This window comes from Chitinimonas lacunae, assembly GCF_042650885.1.
Taxonomy (GTDB): domain Bacteria; phylum Pseudomonadota; class Gammaproteobacteria; order Burkholderiales; family Chitinimonadaceae; genus Chitinimonas_A; species Chitinimonas_A lacunae.
In genome coordinates this window covers 2,881,955-2,901,309 of sequence record NZ_JBHSBU010000001.1, presented here as the reverse complement: position 1 = coordinate 2,901,309, position 19,355 = coordinate 2,881,955, and the positions used below count along the sequence as shown (strand labels likewise).

Annotated in this window: 17 protein-coding genes; 14 read left to right on the top strand and 3 right to left on the bottom strand. The window is 63.7% G+C overall.

Annotated elements, in window-relative coordinates; all coding sequences use genetic code 11:
- Nucleotides 1-46: 46 nt before the first annotated feature.
- Together ACFOW7_RS12410 and ACFOW7_RS12405 are read right to left on the bottom strand one after the other, a co-directional pair.
- Nucleotides 47-673 (bottom strand): LysE family translocator, encoded by a 627-nt coding sequence (locus ACFOW7_RS12410; RefSeq protein WP_378164668.1) that lies wholly within the window; start codon nucleotides 671-673, stop codon nucleotides 47-49.
- Nucleotides 674-763: 90 nt separating this feature from the next.
- Entirely contained in the window at nucleotides 764-1,630 is an 867-nt protein-coding gene (locus ACFOW7_RS12405) for a YicC/YloC family endoribonuclease (protein WP_378164666.1), read from the bottom strand.
- A gap of 195 nt (nucleotides 1,631-1,825) precedes the next feature.
- Between ACFOW7_RS12405 and ACFOW7_RS12400 the strand changes: the two genes are divergently transcribed.
- The 9 genes from ACFOW7_RS12400 (at nucleotide 1,826) to ACFOW7_RS12360 (ending at nucleotide 8,455) form a co-directional block, all read left to right on the top strand.
- Complete coding sequence (locus ACFOW7_RS12400) at nucleotides 1,826-2,800, top strand: serine/threonine protein kinase (RefSeq protein ID WP_378164664.1); 975 nt, start codon at nucleotides 1,826-1,828, stop codon at nucleotides 2,798-2,800.
- Nucleotides 2,797-3,714, top strand: coding sequence for a PP2C family protein-serine/threonine phosphatase (locus tag ACFOW7_RS12395; protein WP_378164662.1), 918 nt, complete (start codon nucleotides 2,797-2,799; stop codon nucleotides 3,712-3,714). The genes ACFOW7_RS12400 and ACFOW7_RS12395 overlap by 4 nt, the downstream gene beginning before the upstream one ends.
- Before the next feature lie 75 nt (nucleotides 3,715-3,789).
- Nucleotides 3,790-4,506 (top strand): ribonuclease PH, encoded by a 717-nt coding sequence (gene rph, locus ACFOW7_RS12390; RefSeq protein ID WP_378164660.1) that lies wholly within the window; start codon nucleotides 3,790-3,792, stop codon nucleotides 4,504-4,506.
- A gap of 59 nt (nucleotides 4,507-4,565) precedes the next feature.
- A complete protein-coding gene (gene dusA / locus ACFOW7_RS12385) occupies nucleotides 4,566-5,558 on the top strand; it encodes a tRNA dihydrouridine(20/20a) synthase DusA (RefSeq protein ID WP_378164658.1) in 993 nt (330 codons plus the stop codon).
- 4 nt (nucleotides 5,559-5,562) lie between these two features.
- A complete protein-coding gene (locus tag ACFOW7_RS12380; RefSeq protein ID WP_378164656.1) occupies nucleotides 5,563-6,021 on the top strand; it encodes a hypothetical protein in 459 nt (152 codons plus the stop codon).
- A complete protein-coding gene (gene rdgB, locus ACFOW7_RS12375) occupies nucleotides 6,018-6,611 on the top strand; it encodes an RdgB/HAM1 family non-canonical purine NTP pyrophosphatase (RefSeq protein ID WP_378164654.1) in 594 nt (197 codons plus the stop codon). Before ACFOW7_RS12380 ends, rdgB begins: the two co-directional genes overlap by 4 nt.
- Entirely contained in the window at nucleotides 6,608-6,823 is a 216-nt protein-coding gene (locus tag ACFOW7_RS12370) for a hypothetical protein (RefSeq protein WP_378164652.1), read from the top strand. The genes rdgB and ACFOW7_RS12370 overlap by 4 nt, the downstream gene beginning before the upstream one ends.
- Entirely contained in the window at nucleotides 6,820-7,995 is a 1,176-nt protein-coding gene (gene hemW, locus ACFOW7_RS12365; protein WP_378164650.1) for a radical SAM family heme chaperone HemW, read from the top strand. Before ACFOW7_RS12370 ends, hemW begins: the two co-directional genes overlap by 4 nt.
- A 79-nt stretch (nucleotides 7,996-8,074) precedes the next feature.
- Nucleotides 8,075-8,455: a Rid family detoxifying hydrolase gene (locus ACFOW7_RS12360; protein WP_378164648.1), complete on the top strand. Its 381-nt coding sequence runs from the start codon at nucleotides 8,075-8,077 to the stop codon at nucleotides 8,453-8,455.
- Nucleotides 8,456-8,814: 359 nt separating this feature from the next.
- On the opposite strand, the gene rtcR is transcribed toward ACFOW7_RS12360, so the two are convergent.
- A complete protein-coding gene (gene rtcR, locus ACFOW7_RS12355; protein ID WP_378164646.1) occupies nucleotides 8,815-10,416 on the bottom strand; it encodes an RNA repair transcriptional activator RtcR in 1,602 nt (533 codons plus the stop codon).
- 222 nt (nucleotides 10,417-10,638) lie between these two features.
- Between rtcR and ACFOW7_RS12350 the strand changes: the two genes are divergently transcribed.
- The 5 genes from ACFOW7_RS12350 to ACFOW7_RS12330 all read left to right on the top strand — a co-directional run bounded on the left by ACFOW7_RS12350 (nucleotide 10,639) and on the right by ACFOW7_RS12330 (nucleotide 19,241).
- A complete protein-coding gene (locus ACFOW7_RS12350; RefSeq protein WP_378164644.1) occupies nucleotides 10,639-12,201 on the top strand; it encodes a TROVE domain-containing protein in 1,563 nt (520 codons plus the stop codon).
- Nucleotides 12,202-13,519: 1,318 nt separating this feature from the next.
- On the top strand, nucleotides 13,520-15,901 hold the full coding sequence (locus ACFOW7_RS12345; RefSeq protein WP_378164642.1) for an HzsA-related protein: 2,382 nt from the start codon (nucleotides 13,520-13,522) through the stop codon (nucleotides 15,899-15,901).
- Between the two features lie 254 nt (nucleotides 15,902-16,155).
- Nucleotides 16,156-17,316: a type II secretion system F family protein gene (locus ACFOW7_RS12340; protein WP_378164640.1), complete on the top strand. Its 1,161-nt coding sequence runs from the start codon at nucleotides 16,156-16,158 to the stop codon at nucleotides 17,314-17,316.
- Nucleotides 17,317-17,325: 9 nt separating this feature from the next.
- Entirely contained in the window at nucleotides 17,326-18,774 is a 1,449-nt protein-coding gene (locus ACFOW7_RS12335) for a hypothetical protein (RefSeq protein WP_378164638.1), read from the top strand.
- Nucleotides 18,771-19,241, top strand: a complete 471-nt coding sequence (locus ACFOW7_RS12330; RefSeq protein WP_378164636.1) for a hypothetical protein — start codon at nucleotides 18,771-18,773, stop codon at nucleotides 19,239-19,241. The genes ACFOW7_RS12335 and ACFOW7_RS12330 overlap by 4 nt, the downstream gene beginning before the upstream one ends.
- The last annotated feature ends 114 nt before the right edge of the window (nucleotides 19,242-19,355 follow it).

Below are 19,355 nucleotides of genomic sequence, written 5' to 3'. Positions count from 1 at the left end.
ACATCCGCCCTGCGTAAAAAACAGGCGGGACGCGCCGTCGCTGGCCTCAGCGTAGCGGTCCGCTCCAGGCAAGTCGTGCTGCCAGTCCAAGAAACACCACCCCAAGCAGGCTGTCGCCAAAGCGTCCCGAACCGAGCCGGGTCAGGTGTCTGGCCAGCTGACCGGCCAGCAGCGCCAGCACGATATTCCACAACAGGGCGATCCCGGTCAGCAGCAGCCCCAGCGTCAACAGCTGCCAGGTGAGATGGCCCAGCGCCGGCTGGGTGAACTGCGGCAGGAACAGGCTGAAGAACAGCAGGGCCTTGGGGTTGAGCAGATTGTTGAGCATCGCCCCCAGCCACAGCTTGCGCAGCGGTACCGGCGCCACGATGGCCTCGACCGGCTGGCCGAGGCGGCGCAGCGCCTGATAGCCCAGCCAACTGAGATAGATCACTCCGAGCCAACGCACCGCTTCGGCCAATGCCGGCAGTGTCTGCAGCAAGGCGCCCAGGCCGGCCGCCACCAGGACGGTCTGCACCAGCCCCGCGAGCGCGATGCCGAACGCACACCACAGACCGGCCCGACTGCCACGGGCGACCGATTGCGACAGGATCAGCGCCATATCCGGACCCGGTACCAGCACCAGGGCGGCGACGGCAGTCAGAAACAGCGGAAGCAGGGAGGTATCGAGCATCTCTGTCAAGTTTTTTGATAAAAATAAAATGCCGGCCATATATCTGGCGCGGCATTGTCATATTAGTAGTATTATTCTACTTGGTCTCGGTTATTCGATGTTCTGGACCTGTTCGCGCATCTGCTCGATCAGCACCTTGAGTTCAAGCGCGACCTGGCTGGTTTCGAGCGCCACCGACTTCGAACCGAGGGTATTGGCCTCGCGATGCAGTTCCTGCATCAGGAAATCGAGCCGCTTGCCGACGGCGCCGCCCTGTTTGAGGATGCGGCGGATTTCCGCCAGATGGGTGCTGAGCCGCGACAGTTCTTCGGCCACGTCGATCTTCTGGGCGAACAGCGCCACTTCCTGGCGCACCCGGTCGTCGTCGAGGCTGCCCAGCGCTTCGAGCAGCCGGGTCTTGAGCTTCTCGTCGTAGGCGGCGACGATGGTGGGCAGGCGCGGGGCGATTTCGGTGACCAGCGTCTCCATCCGGTCGATCCGCTCAAGCAGCATGGCGGCGAGCTTGCTGCCTTCACGGCCGCGGGTGGCGGCGAAGTCGGCCAGGGCCAGATCGAGCAGTTCGAGTGCGGTCTGCTGCATGGTTTCCGGCGTTACCGAGTCGGTGATCAGTACGCCAGGCCAGCGCAGCAGTTCACCCAGCTTGAGTTCGCCGGCACCGGGCGCGATGGTGCGGGCGTGGCCGGCCAGCTGGACCAGATCGGACAGCAGCGCCGTATTGAGCTGGAGTTTGGGTTGTTGTTCCGCCCGGGCCGAGAAGCCGATCCGGCAATCGAGCTTGCCGCGGCTGACCCGGCCGGCCAGTTTTTCGCGCAATTGGTTTTCGAGCTGGCGCAGTTCGTCGGGCAGGCGCAGCGACAGGTCGAGATAGCGGTGGTTGACGGCGCGGAGTTCCACGCTCAGTAGACCGCCAGCCAGTTCGCGGCTGGCGACGGCATAGCCTGTCATGCTCAGGATCATGCTGGCTCCGATGACAATTGCGTAAGGGGCTTTGACTTTGCGCCCCGGCAAAACCACAATTCGTTAACGAGTTTGCCGTTTTCCGGCCAGGAGGCCGGACGGCGCGGGGGCGACGCCGATCGGGCGCGCCCGACGGACGCAAGGGCCGCTCTATCGAGGGCCGGCCGACTATACCACAGGCGAAACGATAGCCCGATGGCGACATCTTCCAACGCACCGCTGCCGCGCGGCTACCAGCTGCTCAACTACACCATTGTGAAGCAGCTGTCGGCCGGCGGTTTTTCCATCGTCTACCTGGCGCATGACGAGAGCGACCATCCCGTCGCGATCAAGGAGTATCTGCCCAATGCGCTGGCGCTGCGCAAGGAGGGCGACCTGGTGGTTGCCACCTCGGCCGATAAGCTCGCCCTGTTCCGCCATGGCATGAAGTGCTTCTTCGAGGAAGGCAAGACGCTGGCGGCGATCTCGCACCCCAATGTGGTGCGGGTGATCAACTTCTTCCGCGCCAACGAGACCGTCTATATGGTCATGGAGTACGAGCGCGGCCGCACGCTGCAAAAGGAGATCCAGCTCTCCGACGGCGGGGTGCGCGAGAACGTGATCCTCTACGTTTTCGCCCACTTGATGAACGGACTGCGTGAAGTCCATCTGCACAAGCTGCTCCATCTCGACATCAAGCCGGCCAATATCTATATCCGCCGCGACGGCAGCCCGGTGCTGCTCGATTTCGGCTCGGCCCGGGTGGCGCTCGGCCCCCAGGTCAACAAGTTCACCCCGATGTACACCCCCGGTTTCGCCGCGCCCGAACACTACAACGACCGCGAAAATCTGGGGCCGTGGAGCGATATCTATAGCGTCGGCGCCAGCCTGTTTGCCTGCATGTCGGGCATGGCGCCGCAGGCCGCCGACCAGCGTGCCAAGGAGGACCGCTACCAGTCGGTCAGAAAGGCCTGGGCTGGTCGCTATTCCGACAGCCTGCTCGAACTGGTCGATTGGTGCCTGATGCTCGATCCTTTGGCGCGTCCGCAGAGTGTGCGCGAAATCCAGAAAGCCCTGGTCTCGGTCGCGACCGAGCCACAGCAAAAACCCGGCCTGCTGACCGGCCTGCGCGACACGATTGGTCGCCTCGGGCAGATCAAGCTCGGCGGCAGGGGAGATAAACAGACATGAAGTTCACGATTTTCCAGGAAACCCGGCGTGGCGCCCGGCCCTACAACCAGGACCGGATGTGCTACTCCTATAGCCGCGACGCGCTGTTGATGGTGGTGGCCGACGGTATGGGTGGCCATCTGCACGGCGAGGTGGCGGCCCAGATCACGGTCGAGCTGCTCGCTGAACTGTTCCAGAAGAAGGCCCGGCCGACCATCCCCAACCCGCACCAGTTTCTGGTCGATGGCTTTATGAAGTGTCATGACGCCATCTTCAACTACGCGGCCAACCACAGCCTGCTGGAAACTCCGCGTACCACCTGCGTGGCCTCGATCATCCAAGATGGGGTGATCTACTGGGCCCATGTGGGCGATTCGCGCCTCTATCTGCTGCGCCAGGGCAAGCAGCATCTGCGCACCAAGGACCATTCCAAGGTGCAGCAGATGGTCGAGATGGGCCGGATCACCGCCGAGCAGGCCGAACGCCATCCCGAGAAGAACAAGATCTATAACTGCCTGGGCAGTATGTTTCCGCCCGAAGTCGAGACCGGCGGCAAGGTGCCGCTCCATGACGGCGACTGCGTGCTGCTGTGTACCGACGGCCTGTGGGGCGGCGTGACCCAGGACGAACTCGAACAACTGCTCAGTTCCTACCCGGTGCTGTATGCCCTGCCGCAGCTGCTCGACCGTGCCGAGGTGCGCGGCGGTCCGCATGGCGACAATCTGACTGCGGTGGCGATCAACTGGCACGACGAGGACGACGAGGCGATCGCCGGTGCCCTATCGACCAAGAAGCTCACCGCCGGTGAGGTCACCACCCGGCTCAATGCACTGGCCTCCGACAAGTCGCTCAAGGAAAGCAAGGAAATCACCGAGGCCGATATCGAAGCGGCCATCAATGAAATCCAGAACGCCATCAAGAAATACTCGAAGTAGCCGCCTAAAAAATAAGCTGCGGCGGGCATGGATCGGGTAAAATCGCCGGTTATCCAACAGCTTGCAGGAGCGCCGATGCGTCCCTCCCAACGCGCTGCCACCGACTTGCGTCCGGTGCGCATCACCCGCCGCTATACCCGCCATGCCGAAGGTTCGGTGCTGATCGAGATGGGCGATACCAAGGTGCTGTGTACCGCCAGTATCGAAGAGACGGTGCCGCCCTTCCTCAAGGGCCGTGGCGAAGGCTGGATCACCGCCGAATACGGCATGCTGCCGCGCTCGACCCATACCCGCAGCCGGCGCGAGGCAGCCCAGGGCAAGCAATCGGGCCGCACCCAGGAAATCCAGCGCCTGATCGGCCGCAGCCTGCGCGCCGTGGTCGATCTCAAGGCCCTGGGCGAGCGCCAGATCACCCTTGATTGCGATGTGCTCCAGGCCGATGGCGGCACGCGCTGCGCCAGCATCACCGGTGCCTTCGTTGCCCTGCACGATGCCATCTCGACCCTGCTGGCCGACGGTCGCCTGAGCGTCAATCCGATCCGCGACCATGTTGCCGCCGTTTCGGTCGGTCTCTATCAGGGCGTGGCGGTGCTCGATCTCGACTATCCCGAAGACAGCGGATGCGACACCGATATGAATGTGGTGATGACCGGTCGCGGCGGTCTGGTCGAGATTCAGGGCACGGCCGAAGGCGAGCCGTTCAGCCGCGCCCAGCTCGACCTGCTGACCGATCTGGCCCAGAGCGGCATCAGCCGCCTGATCGAGCTGCAAAAAGCGGCGCTGGCCGCCTGAATTGCCCCGATTCACCCCGCCCCGGCTCAGCCGGGGCCTGCCGTAAGCCGTTCCACCCTATGAAGCCTGCTGCCTTGCCGTCGCGCCGGATCGCCGTGGCCCCGATGCTCGACTGGACCGATCGCCACTACCGTTATTTCCTGCGTCAAATCAGCCGTCATGCCTGGCTCTACACCGAAATGGTGACGACGGGTGCCCTGATCCATGGCGATCCTGGCCGCTTTCTCGATTTCGATCCGGCAGAGCATCCGCTGGCCCTGCAACTGGGCGGCTCGGACCCGGCCGATCTGGCCCATTGCGCCCGGCTGGCCGAGCGCTGGGGCTACGACGAGGTCAATCTCAATGTGGGTTGTCCGAGCGAGCGGGTGCAGTCAGGGGCGTTCGGCGCCTGTCTGATGGCGGAGCCGGGTCTGGTGGCCGACTGCGTCAAGGCCATGCGCGATGCGGTGGCGATTCCGGTGACGGTCAAGCATCGGATCGGCATCGATCAGGTCGAGCACTACGAATACCTGCGCGATTTCGTGGCCCAGGTGGCCGAGGCCGGCTGCGACACCTTTATCGTCCACGCCCGCAACGCCATTCTGAAAGGGCTGAGCCCCAAGGAAAACCGCGAAATTCCGCCGCTCAAATACGACTATGTCTACCGCCTCAAGCGCGAACTGCCGCAGTTGGAAATCCTGATCAACGGCGGCATCAGCGATTGGGACGCTGTCGATCAGCATCTGGCCCAGGTGGACGGCGTGATGATAGGCCGGGCCGCCTATCACGATCCCTACAGCTTTGCCGAAGTCGACCGGCGCTACTACGGCGCGGCCGATCCGGCTCTGAGCCGGGCCGAGGTGGCGCGCGCCATGCAGCCCTATATCAGCGCCCGGCTGGCTGGTGGCCGTACCCAGGTCAAGCATATCGCCCGCCATTTGCTGGGCCTCTATCAAGGTCGGCCGGGGGCGCGCACCTGGCGGCGCTGGCTGTCGGACAGTCAGCGTCTGGCCGGTGCCGGGCCGGAACTGATCGACGCGGCACTGGCGGAAGTCGAATGCGAGGCGGCCTGAGCCGATGACGGACACGCACTACCATCATCGTCAGTCGGGCCGCTGGTTGTGGAGTCTGATGGCGGTCCTGACGCTGGCGATCCTGCTGCTGATGAGCGTGGTGGCGCGGCGCGAGCCGGGGCTGGTCTGGTTGCTCGGCGGGCTGTGCGCGGTCAATCTGCTGATCGTGGCGGCGTTCAGCTCGTTTACCATCGAGATCGACCAGCATGAACTGCGCTGGCGCTTCGGCGGCGGCTGGTTCCGTCGTCGGGCACGACTGGCCGACCTGCAAGACGCCACCATCACCCGCACCCGCTGGATCGATGGCTGGGGTATCCGGCTGACCCGGCGCGGCTGGCTCTACAATATCGTCGGCCTCGACGCCGTGCTGGTGCGGCGGCGTGATGGCAGCAGTTTCCTTCTGGGCAGCGACGAGCCGGAACGGCTGGCCGCCGCCATCAACCGAGGTATCGCACAGCCATGAAACAACTGGTGCTCGCCAGCAATAACGCCGGCAAATTACGTGAATTCGCCCGTCTGTTTGCCCAGGTCGATATCGAGCTGGTGCCGCAGGGTCAACTTGGGGTCAGCGAGGCCGAGGAGCCGCACTGTACCTTTATCGAAAACGCCCTGGCCAAGGCGCGTCATGCCAGCCGGGCCACCGGACTGCCGGCACTGGCCGACGATTCGGGCCTGTGTGTCCCGGCATTGGGCGGTGCGCCCGGCGTCTATTCGGCCCGCTATGGCGGCGAACCGAAGTCCGATGCCCGCAATAACGAGAAACTGCTGGCGGAACTCGGTCAATCGACCGACCGCCGCGCCTTCTATTACGCCGTGCTGGTGCTGGTCCGCTCGGCCGACGATCCGCGACCGCTGATCGCCGAAGGCCGGATCGACGGTGTGCTGCTGTACGCGCCGCGCGGCGAAGGCGGCTTTGGTTACGATCCGCTGTTCTGGCTGCCGCAACTGGGCAAGACGGCGGCTGAACTTACCCCTGAGCAGAAAAACCCGATCAGCCACCGGGGTCGCGCACTGGCTGCGCTGCTGGCCCGGCTGGCCGAGGAGTCACTATGAGCAACTGGCCGAAATGGGTCCGCGACGACGGCTCGGTGGTGTCGTGCACCGAGAAGGTCAAGGTGATGCAGGAAAACTTTGACGAACTGCGCCAACTGGCGCAGGACGCCTTCGAAGACGGGTTGTTGATGGAAGTCTCTGAGCAGCAACTGCGCGCCGCCCTCCATGAGATGGTGGAACAGTTGCTCAATCCTTACCGGTCGCGCCAATGATTCCCGTGTTGTCGCAGCGCCCCGGTCTGAGCGCTCTGCCGCCGCTGTCTCTGTATGTCCACTTTCCGTGGTGCGTGCGCAAGTGCCCCTATTGCGACTTCAACTCGCACGAGGCGCGCAACGGCTTTGACGAGACGGGCTATATCGACGCGCTGCTTGCAGACCTCGAAAGCGCGCTGCCGCTGATCTGGGGACGGCCGGTCCACACGGTATTCATGGGCGGTGGCACGCCCAGCCTGTTTTCGCCCGAGGCGATCGACCGGTTGCTGGCCGGGCTGCGCGCCCGGCTGCGTCTGCTGCCCGAGGCCGAGATCACGCTCGAGGCCAATCCGGGCACGGTCGAAGCGGCCAAGTTCCAGGGTTATCGCGCGGCCGGGGTCAACCGGCTGTCGCTGGGCATCCAGAGCTTCAATCCGCGCCATCTCAAGGCCATCGGCCGCATCCATGACGATGGCGAGGCGCGGCGGGCGGCCGAGCTGGCGGCCGAGACCTTCGATACCTTCAACCTCGACCTGATGTTCGCACTGCCCGGACAGACGCTGGCCGAGGCCATCGAGGACGTGGAGACGGCGCTGTCGTTCGCGCCCACCCATCTGAGCTGCTATCACCTGACGCTCGAACCCAATACCTATTTTTCACGCTATCCGCCTGAGCTGCCCGATGACGATCTGGCGGCCGAAATGCAGGAAGCGATCGAATCACGCCTGGCCCGGGCCGGTTTCGACCATTACGAAACCTCGGCCTATGCCAAGCCCGGCCATCGGGCGCGCCATAACCTCAACTACTGGGCGTTCGGCGACTATCTCGGCATCGGCGCCGGTGCCCATGGCAAGTTGAGCTTTCATGACCGCATCGTGCGCCAGGCGCGCTACAAGCAGCCGGCCGCCTATCTCAAGGGCGTGGCGGCCGCTCAGCCCAGCCAGACCGAAACCGTGGTCAGCGAGGCCGAGCTGCCGTTCGAATTCATGTTGAACGCGCTGCGCCTGACCGAAGGCGTACCGACCGAGCTGTTTACCGAACGCACGGGCCTTGGCATCGGCACGATTGCGCGCCAGATCGAGTCCGCCGTGGCCCAGGGGCTGCTTGACGCCGATCCGCGCTGGCTGCGGCCAACCCCGCTGGGGCGGCGCTTCCTCAATCGTCTAATGCAGGTTTTTCTGCCTGACGATTGAACGGGCAGAAGGTGTCATCCAGTAAAAATAAAATAATGTGCAAAATACTTGTTAGACCCAACAACAGAAAGGAATGGAAATGAAGGAAATCATCCACAGCGATGCCGCACCGAAGGCAGTGGGCACCTATTCCCAGGCAGTCAAGGTCGGCGCCACGGTCTATCTATCGGGCCAGATCGGCCTCGATCCGGTCAGCGGCGAGATGGCCGAGGGCTTCGAAGCCCAGACCCATCGCGTGTTCCAGAACCTGCGCGCCGTGTGCCAGGCGGCCGGCGGCGATCTGAAAGATATCGTCAAGCTCGGGGTGTTCGTGGTCGATCTGGGCAACTTCGCCCGGCTCAATGAAATCATGGGCCAGTATTTCGACGCCCCATACCCGGCCCGCGCTGCCGTCCAGGCTGCTGCGCTGCCCAAGGGTGCGCTGGTCGAGGCCGATGCGGTGATGGTGCTGCCCGCCTGATCGGCAGCGCTGCCCGCTTCGCCAGACCGGGGCGACAGCAACCGACGCCCACTGCCTCGGTCGCTGTCGCCCCCGTTGATTTAGCTAATCACTGAGCGTTCGAGCTGGCCCGGCAACGCTTCTGGACACCTGGGGCCAGCAGGATTGCCGGCTCGTCCTCGACCTTGAGTGAGCACCTCGACCCCGGCTGGTCTGATGGGGTGGAAGAGGCCGGCGAGGCGTTTGCCTCTCCAGGGGTTCCGCACCATTGCCGCTTCCTAAGCCCCATGACCCGTCGTCTGATCAGCCGCCAGGCGGCGTGCCCCTGTTTCGCTGCTTGCGCAGTCTTGGCGGGGGAGAACGGTGGGCCTCGACGCCGTTCAGTCGCCGTTGCCGTATTCCTTGAGCATGGCCCAATCGAGGCCGAAGCGAGCCAGGTATTTGCGCAGCCGGTCGGCATCGTTGGCCTGCTTCTTCTCCAGCCGTGATTTATCGAATAGCAGCCGGCCGGCCTCCGACAGGCTGGCGGCGCGGTGGCAGGCTTTGAGGACCGCCTGGAGCTGGAGCCGGTCGAACAGATCGAGGCTCTCCAGCGCTTCCGCGCCCAGCAGTTCGCCCAAGGTATCTTCTTCCTCGCCGGCCCAGGTATTACGCAGCCGGCCGATTTCCTCCTCGACCAGCTCATCGGTGATCCGGCCCGATTCGGCCAGCGTGGCCATCCGGGTGATGCTGGCCGACAGTTCGCGGAAGTTACCGGCCCAGGCGGCGCCCGGTGAGGTGGCGAAGGCCAGGTAGCGTCGCTTGGCTTCGACATTGAAGCGGACCTGTTCGCCGTTTTCCTGGGCGAAACGGGCCAGTTCGAAGTCGAGGTTGGGCTCGATATCTTCGCTGCGTTCGGCCAGACCCGGCAGTTCGAACGTCCATAGATTGATCCGGGCATACAGGTCTTCACGAAACCGGCCCTGCGCCACCCACTGGCGCAGATCGCGGTGGGTGCCGGCGATCAGCTGGAAATCGCTTTCGCTCTCGCGGTCGCCGCCAAACGGGAAAAAGCGCTTCTCCTCAATGGCCTTGAGCAGCATGGCCTGCTCATCGAGCCCCAATTCCCCGATCTCATCGAGAAACAGCAGTCCGCCATCGGCACTGCGCAGCAGGCCGGCGCGCTCGTTCTGGGCACCGGTAAAGGCGCCCTTGACGTGACCGAACAGGGTGGACATGGCGCTGTCGCCGCGCAGGGTGGCGCAGTTGATCTCGACAAAGCGGCCACGGATCAGATGGCGCTGCTTTTTGAGTTCATAGACCCGGCGGGCCAGAAACGACTTGCCGGCGCCGGTCGGGCCGATCAGCAGCATCGGCGCCTTGGAGCGGGCGGCGACCCGCTCGATCTGGTCGATCATCCGGTTGAAGCGTGGGCTGCGGGTGGCGATGCCCGACTTGAGGAAGGACACCGTATCGGCCTGTTCGCGCTGGAAACGGCTGGCGATCTTGTTGTAACGCGAGAGATCGAGATCGATCAGCGTATAGGTGCCGGCGCTTTCCGGCTCGTCGCGCCGATTGGGCGGCGAGGTTTGCAGCAGGCGGGCTGGCAGATAGCGCGCCTCGGTCAGCAGGAACCAGCAGATCTGCGCCACATGGGTGCCGGTGGTGATATGGACGTAGTAGTCCTCGTTGTCGGTATCGAACGGGTAGCCATCGGCCAGATCATGGAGGGCGCTGTAGACCTCTTCGAAGTCCCATGGATCGCGCAGATTGACCACATGGTGGCGGACCTCGGTTTCGGTCGAAATGGCACCGATATCGGCGGCGACCAGCTCGGCTAGGCTCTGGCTGCGGCTGTCATGCAGCAGTTCGAGCCGATGGACCAGCAGGTCTTCCTGCTGACATAAGGACACGGTGGGCCGCCAACGGGTCCAGCGATCCATGCTCCGGCTGGCCTGGTCGAGCTGAGTGCCGAGAAAACCGAACACCACTTGCTTACGCATTGTGCTTCCTATCTATCCAGATAAATCGCTATCCGTATGGATTGCTTATTGCGCCTTGCTCGGGACGGCGGCGCGTCGCGCATTAAACCAGAATTCAGACAAATTTGTATATACAACAAATGCTTACTGCTTGACAGCCGACCATGCCGGCGTGTCTGGCACAGCCATTGCGATAAGGAGGTCCAACGAAGAAGAACGCTAACGTAGAAAGTGAGACGCCGAATGGCCAACCCGCACCTGTTCAATAGCCGGCAAAAGGCCGTGACCAATACCCGCAACGCTTCCGGTGCCCCGGCTTACCAGCGTGGTCCGAAGCAGCAACTGGCGCAGTACGCGATGACCGGTTGCCTCAACAGTACCTTTTATGTGAACGCCCAGACCCAGCTTGAACAGGTGCTGAAGCTGTGCGCAACGCTCGATCCCGAGTTTATCGCCAAGACCGCGATCTACTGCCGCGAACGCGGCCATATGAAAGATATGGCAGCCCTGCTGACGGCCGTGCTGGCTGCCAAGCGCTCCGACTGGCTGGCGCCGGTGTTCGAGCGGGTGATCGATAACGGCAAGATGCTGCGTACCTGGGTGCAGATCCTGCGCAGCGGTGCCACCGGCCGTCGCTCGCTGGGTACGCGGCCCAAGCGGCTGGTACAGGGTTGGCTGAACCAGGCCAATGAACAACAGTTGCTGCAAGCCGCCGTCGGTAATCAGCCTTCGCTGGCCGATGTGGTGAAGATGGTCCACCCGAAACCGGCTGAACCGTGGCGCGAAGCCTTCTTCGCCTGGCAACTGGGCCGACCGGTCGAGCGTTCGGCGTTGCCGGCGGCGACCCAGGCGCTGCTGGCCTTCCGCGAGCGCCACGAGGAATTGCCCAATGTGCCCTTCCTGCTGCTGAGTAATGAAACCCTGAGCGCCGCACAGTGGGGCGAGCTGGCCGAACGGATGGGCTGGCAGGCGCTGCGGATGAATCTGAATACCCTGGCTCGCAACGGTGCTTTCAAGATCAAGGGGGTGGCGCAGACGGTGGCGTGTCGGCTGGCCGATCCCGATCTGATCCGACGCTCGCGCGTGTTGCCGTACCAGTTGCTGAGCGCGTTCAAGATGGCAGGCGACGAGGTTCCGGCCGTGGTGCGCGAAGCCTTGCAGGATGCGCTGGATCTGGCGCTGGCCAATGTGCCGGCACTGTCGGGCCGAGTGGTGGTGTGTCCGGACGTGTCCGGCTCGATGGCCAGCCCCGTGACCGGCCAGCGTCAGGGCGGCACCAGCTCGGTGCGCTGCATCGATGTGGCGGCGTTGGTGGCGGCAGCCTTGCTGCGTACCAATCCCGCTACCCGTGTGCTGCCGTTCGAGCACAAGGTGGTCGATCTGACCCTGAATCGGCGCGACTCGGTGATGACCAATGCGCAGAAACTGGCCGCAATCGGCGGGGGCGGCACCTCGTGCAGCGCGCCGCTGGCCTGGCTGAACCAGCAGTCCGAGCCGGTCGATCTGGTGATCTTCGTGTCGGATAACGAATCGTGGATCGACCAACGCTATCACAACCGTACCGCCACCATGGCGCAGTGGGAAATCCTGAAGCGGCGCAATCCGCAGGCCCGCCTGGTGTGTATCGATCTGCAACCGGGCGCCTCGACCCAGGCGGCCGACCAGGACGACATCCTCAATATCGGTGGCTTCGGCGACTCGGTATTCGAGATGGTGGCCGAGTTTGCCAACGGCGGATTCGGGGCCGAACACTGGGTCCGCGCCATCGAAGCAGTGGAATTGACCCAGATGGCCAAGGCCGCCTGAACAGGGAGGTTGCTTGGCGGCGTCCAATAAAAACGGTTTATCCGGCGAATGCGGCTGGGACTACATCCTCCGAAGATCCTACGTCCCAGTAATTTTTGTCGCCGGACCTCTATCTCGAGCGCAATAGCGTGAAATGACTTTCGTCGTCAGAAGGCGGCGGGCAGGGCCGAAGCCCTGTCTGATAATGGCGGAATTGAACTGAGCTTTACCCGGCGAATGTTGATGGGACTACCTCTCTTGACGATTCGATGTCCCGTCTGATTGTTGTCGCCGGACTCGTATATCGAGCGGAATAGCGTGAAATGACTTTCGTCGTCAGCAGACGGCGGGGCAGGGCCGAAGCCCTGTCTGATAATGGCGGAATTGAACTGAGCTTTACCCGGCGAATGCTGATGGGACTACCTCTTTTGACGATTCGATGTCCCGTCTGATTGTTGTCGCCGGACTCGTATATCGAGCGGAATAGCGTGAAATGACTTTCGCCGTCAGCAGACGGCGGGGCAGGGCCGAAGTCCTGTCCGATAGTGCTGGAATTGAACTGAGCTTTACCCGGCGAATGCTGATGGGACTACATACAGAGAACCGTTGTCCCATCCTCTTCTGGTCGCCGGACTGTTGCAAGGCGCGAATGTCCGATGGGAATACCTACGGATCTCATCACTCTGGTCGCGCAGTCATTTTATCCGGCGAATATCGGTGGAATTACATCCAGTTAAGGTGCTTCCATTTCACCGAGCCTTGTCGCTGGACCTTTCTCCAGCAGGGCGGATGGTCATCGGATTATCCGGCCTGCCGGCTAGCAGCAGAGGAGGCGACCGTTCGCTTCTGCCGTTTGGCCATATCGTTTATGGGCGCGGATGCCCGGCGGGAGTACATAGGGAACCGGCGTGGGGCCGCAAGGCTACCACCGGATGATCTCTCGCCAATCTTCTTGCCGCGCCCCCTTTTCCCGGCGGAAGTGTCCAGTGCCTTTCCGCCGCTTTTCGTGTCAAGCCCATGCCAGCGAAGTGACGGTCCTGGGGCGGTAAGGGAGGGAAGCGCAGTGAGCGGGCTACGGACAGTACCCCGACTGGCATTCTATGGAGCCGGTGGATTGGAAGAGACACTTGACTGCTGAGCTTGGAGCGGGAGAGTTTGGCGGGTCAGGGAAATTGATTAACTTTAGGACAAATGTCTTCAAGTTCTGAAGCGGCTTCAAAGCCTTTCGGAAAGCCTTGGTTTTATTGTTGAGCTGGCCTGCCAAACTGGAAATATTAGGGCTTGACGATGGCGATGCAATTGGCATAAATCGTCGCCATTCCTAATGCAGGAGACCTCCATGTCGCGCCCGCTCGCCTCCCTATCCCGGCTATTTGTAGCCCTTGCCCTGTCGTGGCCGGCCGTTGCGGCGGTTACGACGCCTCATCCCATCGTTTTTGTGACCCAGGTGCCCGTGCCGGCCGATTTCACCACCATCGGCTCGGTGTTCGGCAATCAGCGTGGTGCGCTCGATTCGGCCTTCCGTGGCGGTGATCTGTGGATACGCTACCCCGACGGCACCCTGAAAAACCTGACCGAGGCAGTGGGGCTCAACAGCCCGGGACGGCTGGGCGCGACGGCCGTTGCGGTGCGCGATCCGTCGCCGCATTGGGACGGCAACAAGATCATCTTCAGTGCCGTGGTTGGGGCGCCGACCAAGCAATACGAGGTGCAGACCTACTACTGGCAGCTCTACGAGATCAGCGGTCTTGGCCGCAACGAGATGCCGCAACTGCGCAAGGTGCCCAACCAGCCCGAGCAGTTCAACAACGTCAGCCCGATCTACGGCAGCGACGACCGGATCATCTTCACTTCCGACCGGCCGCGTAATGGCGAGCGCCATCTCTACCCGCAGCTCGACGAGTATGAAGAGGCCCCGACGGTGACCGGGCTGTGGAGCCTGGACCCCAATACCGGCAATCTGTTCATGCTCAACCATTCCCCCTCGGGTGCATTCACGCCGACCATCGACAGCTTCGGTCGGGTGATCTTTACCCGCTGGGACCATCTGCAGCGCGACCAGCAGGCCGACGCCGACAATGCCGGGGCTGACTACGGCACCTTCAACTACAGCGACGAATCGGCCAACGCTACCCGACTCGAGCGGCGCGACGAGATCTTTCCCGAGCCGCGCGAAGGCAACGCCAAGGTCGAGGGTCATCGCTTCAACCAGTTCTTCCCCTGGCAGATCAATCAAGACGGCACCGAAGAGGAAACCCTCAACCACGTCGGCCGCCATGATTTCGGCGGCTACGGCTCGCAGAGCTTCCTTGACGACCCCAATCTGACCTACTGCTGCTACGAAGGACGCGGTAAGCGGCTGCGAATGTTCAACGACATCATGCTGCAAATCCGCGAAGACCCGACCCGGCCGGGTCTGTACTTCGGCACCAGCAGCCCCGAGTTCGGCACCCATGCCGCCGGCCAATTGATCAGCATGACGGGCGCTCCGGGCGTCAACGCCGACGATATGGTGCTGAACCATATCACCACGCCCGCCACCGCCAGCCCGACCGATGACAGCGAGACCGCGCCCGCTGACCATACCGGCCTCTACCGCGAGCCGCTGCCTTTGTCCGACGGCAAGCTGGTGGCGGTCCATACGGCCGAGACCCGGGCTGACCGCAACCAGGGCAGCACGGCCGCGCCGCGTTCGCGCTATGGTTTCCGGCTCAAGCTGATGGTGCCCGATGGCAATGGCTACTGGCGTGCCGGTGAGGCGCTGACGCCGGGCTTGCGGAAGTCGGTGAGCTGGTGGAACCCCGATGTGCTGGTCAACTACGACGGCGAGCTGTGGGAACTCAACCCGGTCGAACTGCGGCCCCGGCAGCGGCCCACGCCGACCAAGGCCCATCTGCCGGCGCCCGAAGCGGCGGTGTTTGCCGAAGAGGGCGTCGATCCGACCGCCTTCCAGAACTATCTGAAACAGAAGGAAATGGCGCTGGTGGTGACACGCAATGTCACGCTGCGCGACCATTCCGACCGCCAGCAGCCGTTCAATCTGCGCGTGCCGGGCGGTGCTTCGGTGCAGCCGAAGCCGGGCAAGGTCTATGACGTGACCCACTTGCAGTTCTTCCAGGCCGACCAGATTCGCGGCATCGGCGGCACGGCCAAGCCGCGTCCGGGCCGCCGTGTGCTGGCGCAACCGATGCGCGATGGTGGCCACAACCCCTATTCCGGCGTGCCGCATGCAACGGCCGTGGCGCCTGATGGCTCGTCGGCTGCCTTCGTGCCGGCCCGGCGGGCGCTGACCTGGCAATTGACCGACGCCGCCCAGCAGCCTGTGGTGCGTGAGCGCTATTGGCTGACCTTCCAGCCGGGCGAAGTGCGGGTGTGTGCTTCCTGCCACGGTATCAACAAGACCGCCCACGGCGGCCAGACCGAGCCGCAGAACAAGCCCGAAGGTCTGCGCCAGTTGCTGCGGATGTGGAAGGACGGCATGGTGCGCGGCGAAGAGGAACGGGTGTTCGACTGGGCCGAGCGCCAGTTCCCCGACAACTTCCAGCCCAAGCGGCCGAGCACGGCGACCTATGACGGCATCCGTTACCGCCACTATCCGGCCACGGGCGAATACCTGGGCAGCAAGGATGGCCGCGTCTACTACCTCAAGAATGGCGCGCCGATGATCGATGTCGGCGCACTCAAGCTGTTTGCCGATCAGGCCCGCTCTGCCGGTTACTGATCGATCCGAGAACAAATCACCAGCCTGCGGGAAGGCTCCCGCAGGCTTTTTGTTTTATGGGGTTGGCTGAATTTTTAAGGCATAAATATTTATATTTTCTATATAATGCAGTTCTATTCTTGAAATTACCTGTCCTGAAATTTTTTATTTTTCAGAATTCTCCCGGTGTAATGCATTTACGCCGTCTCGCACGCCAACTGAGGCCATGACTGCGCCTATCGTGGCCTCAGCTCATTGTCGCGAGGAGGGGAAGCATGGAATTCGTCTACGAAGCGATCGACAGCAACGGCCGCCTGCGTTGCGGTCGGATTGATGCGACCGACCCGTTAGCTGCCGAACGCGGCCTTGTGCGGGCCGGGTTCGAGCCTTTGCGGCTGCGTCCGCACCTTGAACGACGGCGACCGCCCAGCCGGCACGAGCGGGCCGCCCTGTGGCGCGAGCTGGCGCAGTTATTGGGAGCCGGTATTGCGCTGGCCGACGCCCTGGCCGATCTGGGCCGCGATGCCGAATCACCGGCGCTGCGTGGTCTGGCACGCAGGCTGGCCGAGGCGGTGGAGGGCGGGATTCCCCTGTCCGAAGCCCTGGCACGCCAAGGTACCGACCCGGTCGCCGTCGGCCTGGTCCGTGCCGGCGAGCGCAGCGGGCGGCTGCTGGAAGTGTTGGGCGAGCTGGCCGAGTCTGCCCAGCAGGAATTGACCGAAGCGCAGCGGCTGCGGCAGGCACTGCTCTATCCAACGGTGGTGGCGCTGCTGGGGGCGGCCGTGACGGTCTTTATCCTGCTCTATCTGGTCCCGGCGCTGGGCGGCTTTATCGATGCCATCCGGCGCCCGCCCACCTGGTCGCTGCGCTGCCTGCTGACGGCCAGTACGGTGTTGCGCGAACACTGGGGCTTGCTGCTGGCAGGCCCGCCATTGCTGATCACGCTGGGATTACCCCTCTGGCGTCGGTTCGGTACGCGCTGCTGGTCCTGGCTGCCGCTGGTTGGCACGGCCTGGACCCATCTGCTGCGCGCGCGGCTGGCACGGCAGTTCGGGCTGCTCTATGGCGCGGGGCTGACGGTGCCCGACAGTCTGGCGCTGCTGGACGCCCTATTGCCCGACCGGAACTGGCGGCGTCGCTTGGCGGCCTGTCGTGCGGCGGTGGTGGCGGGGCGTGGGATCGCCGACGGGTGTGCGGAAGCGGAGCTATTTGCCCCGGCCGCCCTGCGCATGCTGCGGGTCGGCGAGCGCAGCGGTCGGCTTGAGGCGGCACTGGCTTATGTCGCGCGTTATCACGGCGAACAGGGCTCAGTCGGTTTCGCCCGTCTGCGCCAACTGGCCGAACCACTGCTGACGGTCGCGCTGGGCGGTCTGCTGGGCCTGCTGATGATGGCGGTGCTGGGGCCGGTTTACGACAGCATTGGTCAGTTGCGCTAGGGAGAGACGATGGATCTGCTGCTCCGACTCGATCCCGCTGCACTGCATCTGCTGCGGCGTACGCCTGATGGTCTGCAACAGCTTGGCCGTTTCGCGGCCGACCCGATTGGCCGGGCGGCATTGCTCGCCTGGGCGTCCGACTGGCGCGGGCTGGTGCTCGAACTGCTGCTCGATCTGCCTGAAGAGCGCTTCGCTCTCAATGAACTGCCACGCCTTAACTGGCGCGACCGGGGCCGTCTGCTGGCACGGCGTCTATATCGCCTGGGCGACGGTTCCCCCTTCGGTCGCAGTTGGCGGCTCGGCTCGGGCAGAGGCTGGCAACTGGCTACGCTGGCCGCCCCCTATGGCTTGCGTGCCTGGCTCGATCTGCTGGCCGAAGCGGGCCTGCGGCCAGCGACGCTCCGCTCCACCGCGCTGACGCTGGCGAGCGCGATTGCCGCGCAGCAGCGCGAAAACCGTTTCCTGCTGGTTTATCGCCATGAGCGCGGCTACCGGCACAGTCTGGTCGAGGCGGGGGGTATCCGCTATTCGCGCTGGGTGGAAGGCAACAACCCACCCTGGCTTGAGATCAGCCATACCCGCGACCATCTGGCCAGTCTGCCGGACTGGTCGGGTCAAACTGTCCTGCCGGTGTTGCTGCTGGGGGTGGTGGAGTCGGAGGCGGCTGTAGAGGCAGCTCCCAAGGTCGCCTTGAATCCGGCCTCCTGTCTCGCTTCAGCATCGGAAGCGGCTTGGGGAATGGGGCCGGAGGCACTGCCGACGCCCGTTCTTGTCACGACTCCGGCGACAAGGCTGGAGCGCACAGCGACAGGAAGGCTGTCCTCCATTGCTGCGGAGATGAGGGAGGACGCCCTGCTGAGCGTCTGGCCCACGCTCCCTGGTCTGTGCTGGCAGAGAGTGGCCGGTACGCCAGAGCACTGGCTGTGTCAGTCGCTTGCACGGCGCTGTGACCACTATCTGCCGGACGAATGGCGGCCAGGATGGTCGCCATACTGGACGGCCGGCGGCGGGCTGATGTCGCTGACATTGCTGTCCCTGGCGGCCACCTGGGGGGCACAGGGCTGGAGCTGGCAGCAGGCGGCCCGGATGGTGGCTCCGGCTGCTGTGATGAGTGAAGCGGAGCGCACGACCTTTCCTGCGCCGGTCCCGGATGGTTGGGCGATCGACGCTGCCTGGGCTCGTCTGGCGCGTGTCGAGGCAGCTCATCCTGGCCTGCGCCTCAATGACCTGAATTGGCGCCGCGAGCCCAGTGGGCCGGTATTGCTGCTGACTGTGCGTGGAGCGGGACCAGCCGACCCGGCGGGCTTTGCCGCAGCGGTCGAGTCCCTACGGGCGGCACTGGCGCAGTTGGGGGCGGTAGCTTTACGTGAATCCTCCGTCCCTTTGCGCACTGGCGCGACCTTGCGGTTGGGCGAGGGCAGCACGGGGGAGGCGGTGCTTGAATGGCGGCCGGCATGAAGACTCGCCTGCGTCGAGTGGAGATGCTGACGATGGTGCTGTTGCCGACCGCTGCATTGATCCTGATGACCTTGGCCTGGCATTGGCGAGCTGCCGGCTGGCAGGCGCTGGTCCGACTGAGTCAACCGGAACTACCAAGGCCGAGGCTGGCCGGATTGACCGGCCCTTCGGAAGCAACGCCGGAGGATCGCCGCGCTTATCTGACCCTTTATGCCCGTCTGCTGAGCCTCGACCCCAACTTGCGCCTTACCGTAGCGCCGCAGCGTTCACTGGCAGGCGTATGGCGAGCCAGCCGGGTCGAGCTAGATGCACGGGTGGCGAGTCCCGAGGCGGCAACATCGCTGCTGACCTTGCTGCGCCAAGCCAACCCCGGTGCCCTCACGCGCGAATGCCAACTGCGACGCGAGACGGAAGCCTGGCGGCTGCGTTGCGCGGTCGATTTCATCTGGCGGGCCGAAGTTGCCTAAGCAACTGATTTCTATCGGACTCACCTGATTGCAACGTAATCAATTGCAGGAAAATGCTGGAAAATCGCAGAAGATGCTTGACGCCACCATGGTTATAGGGTTTAATTCGCATCC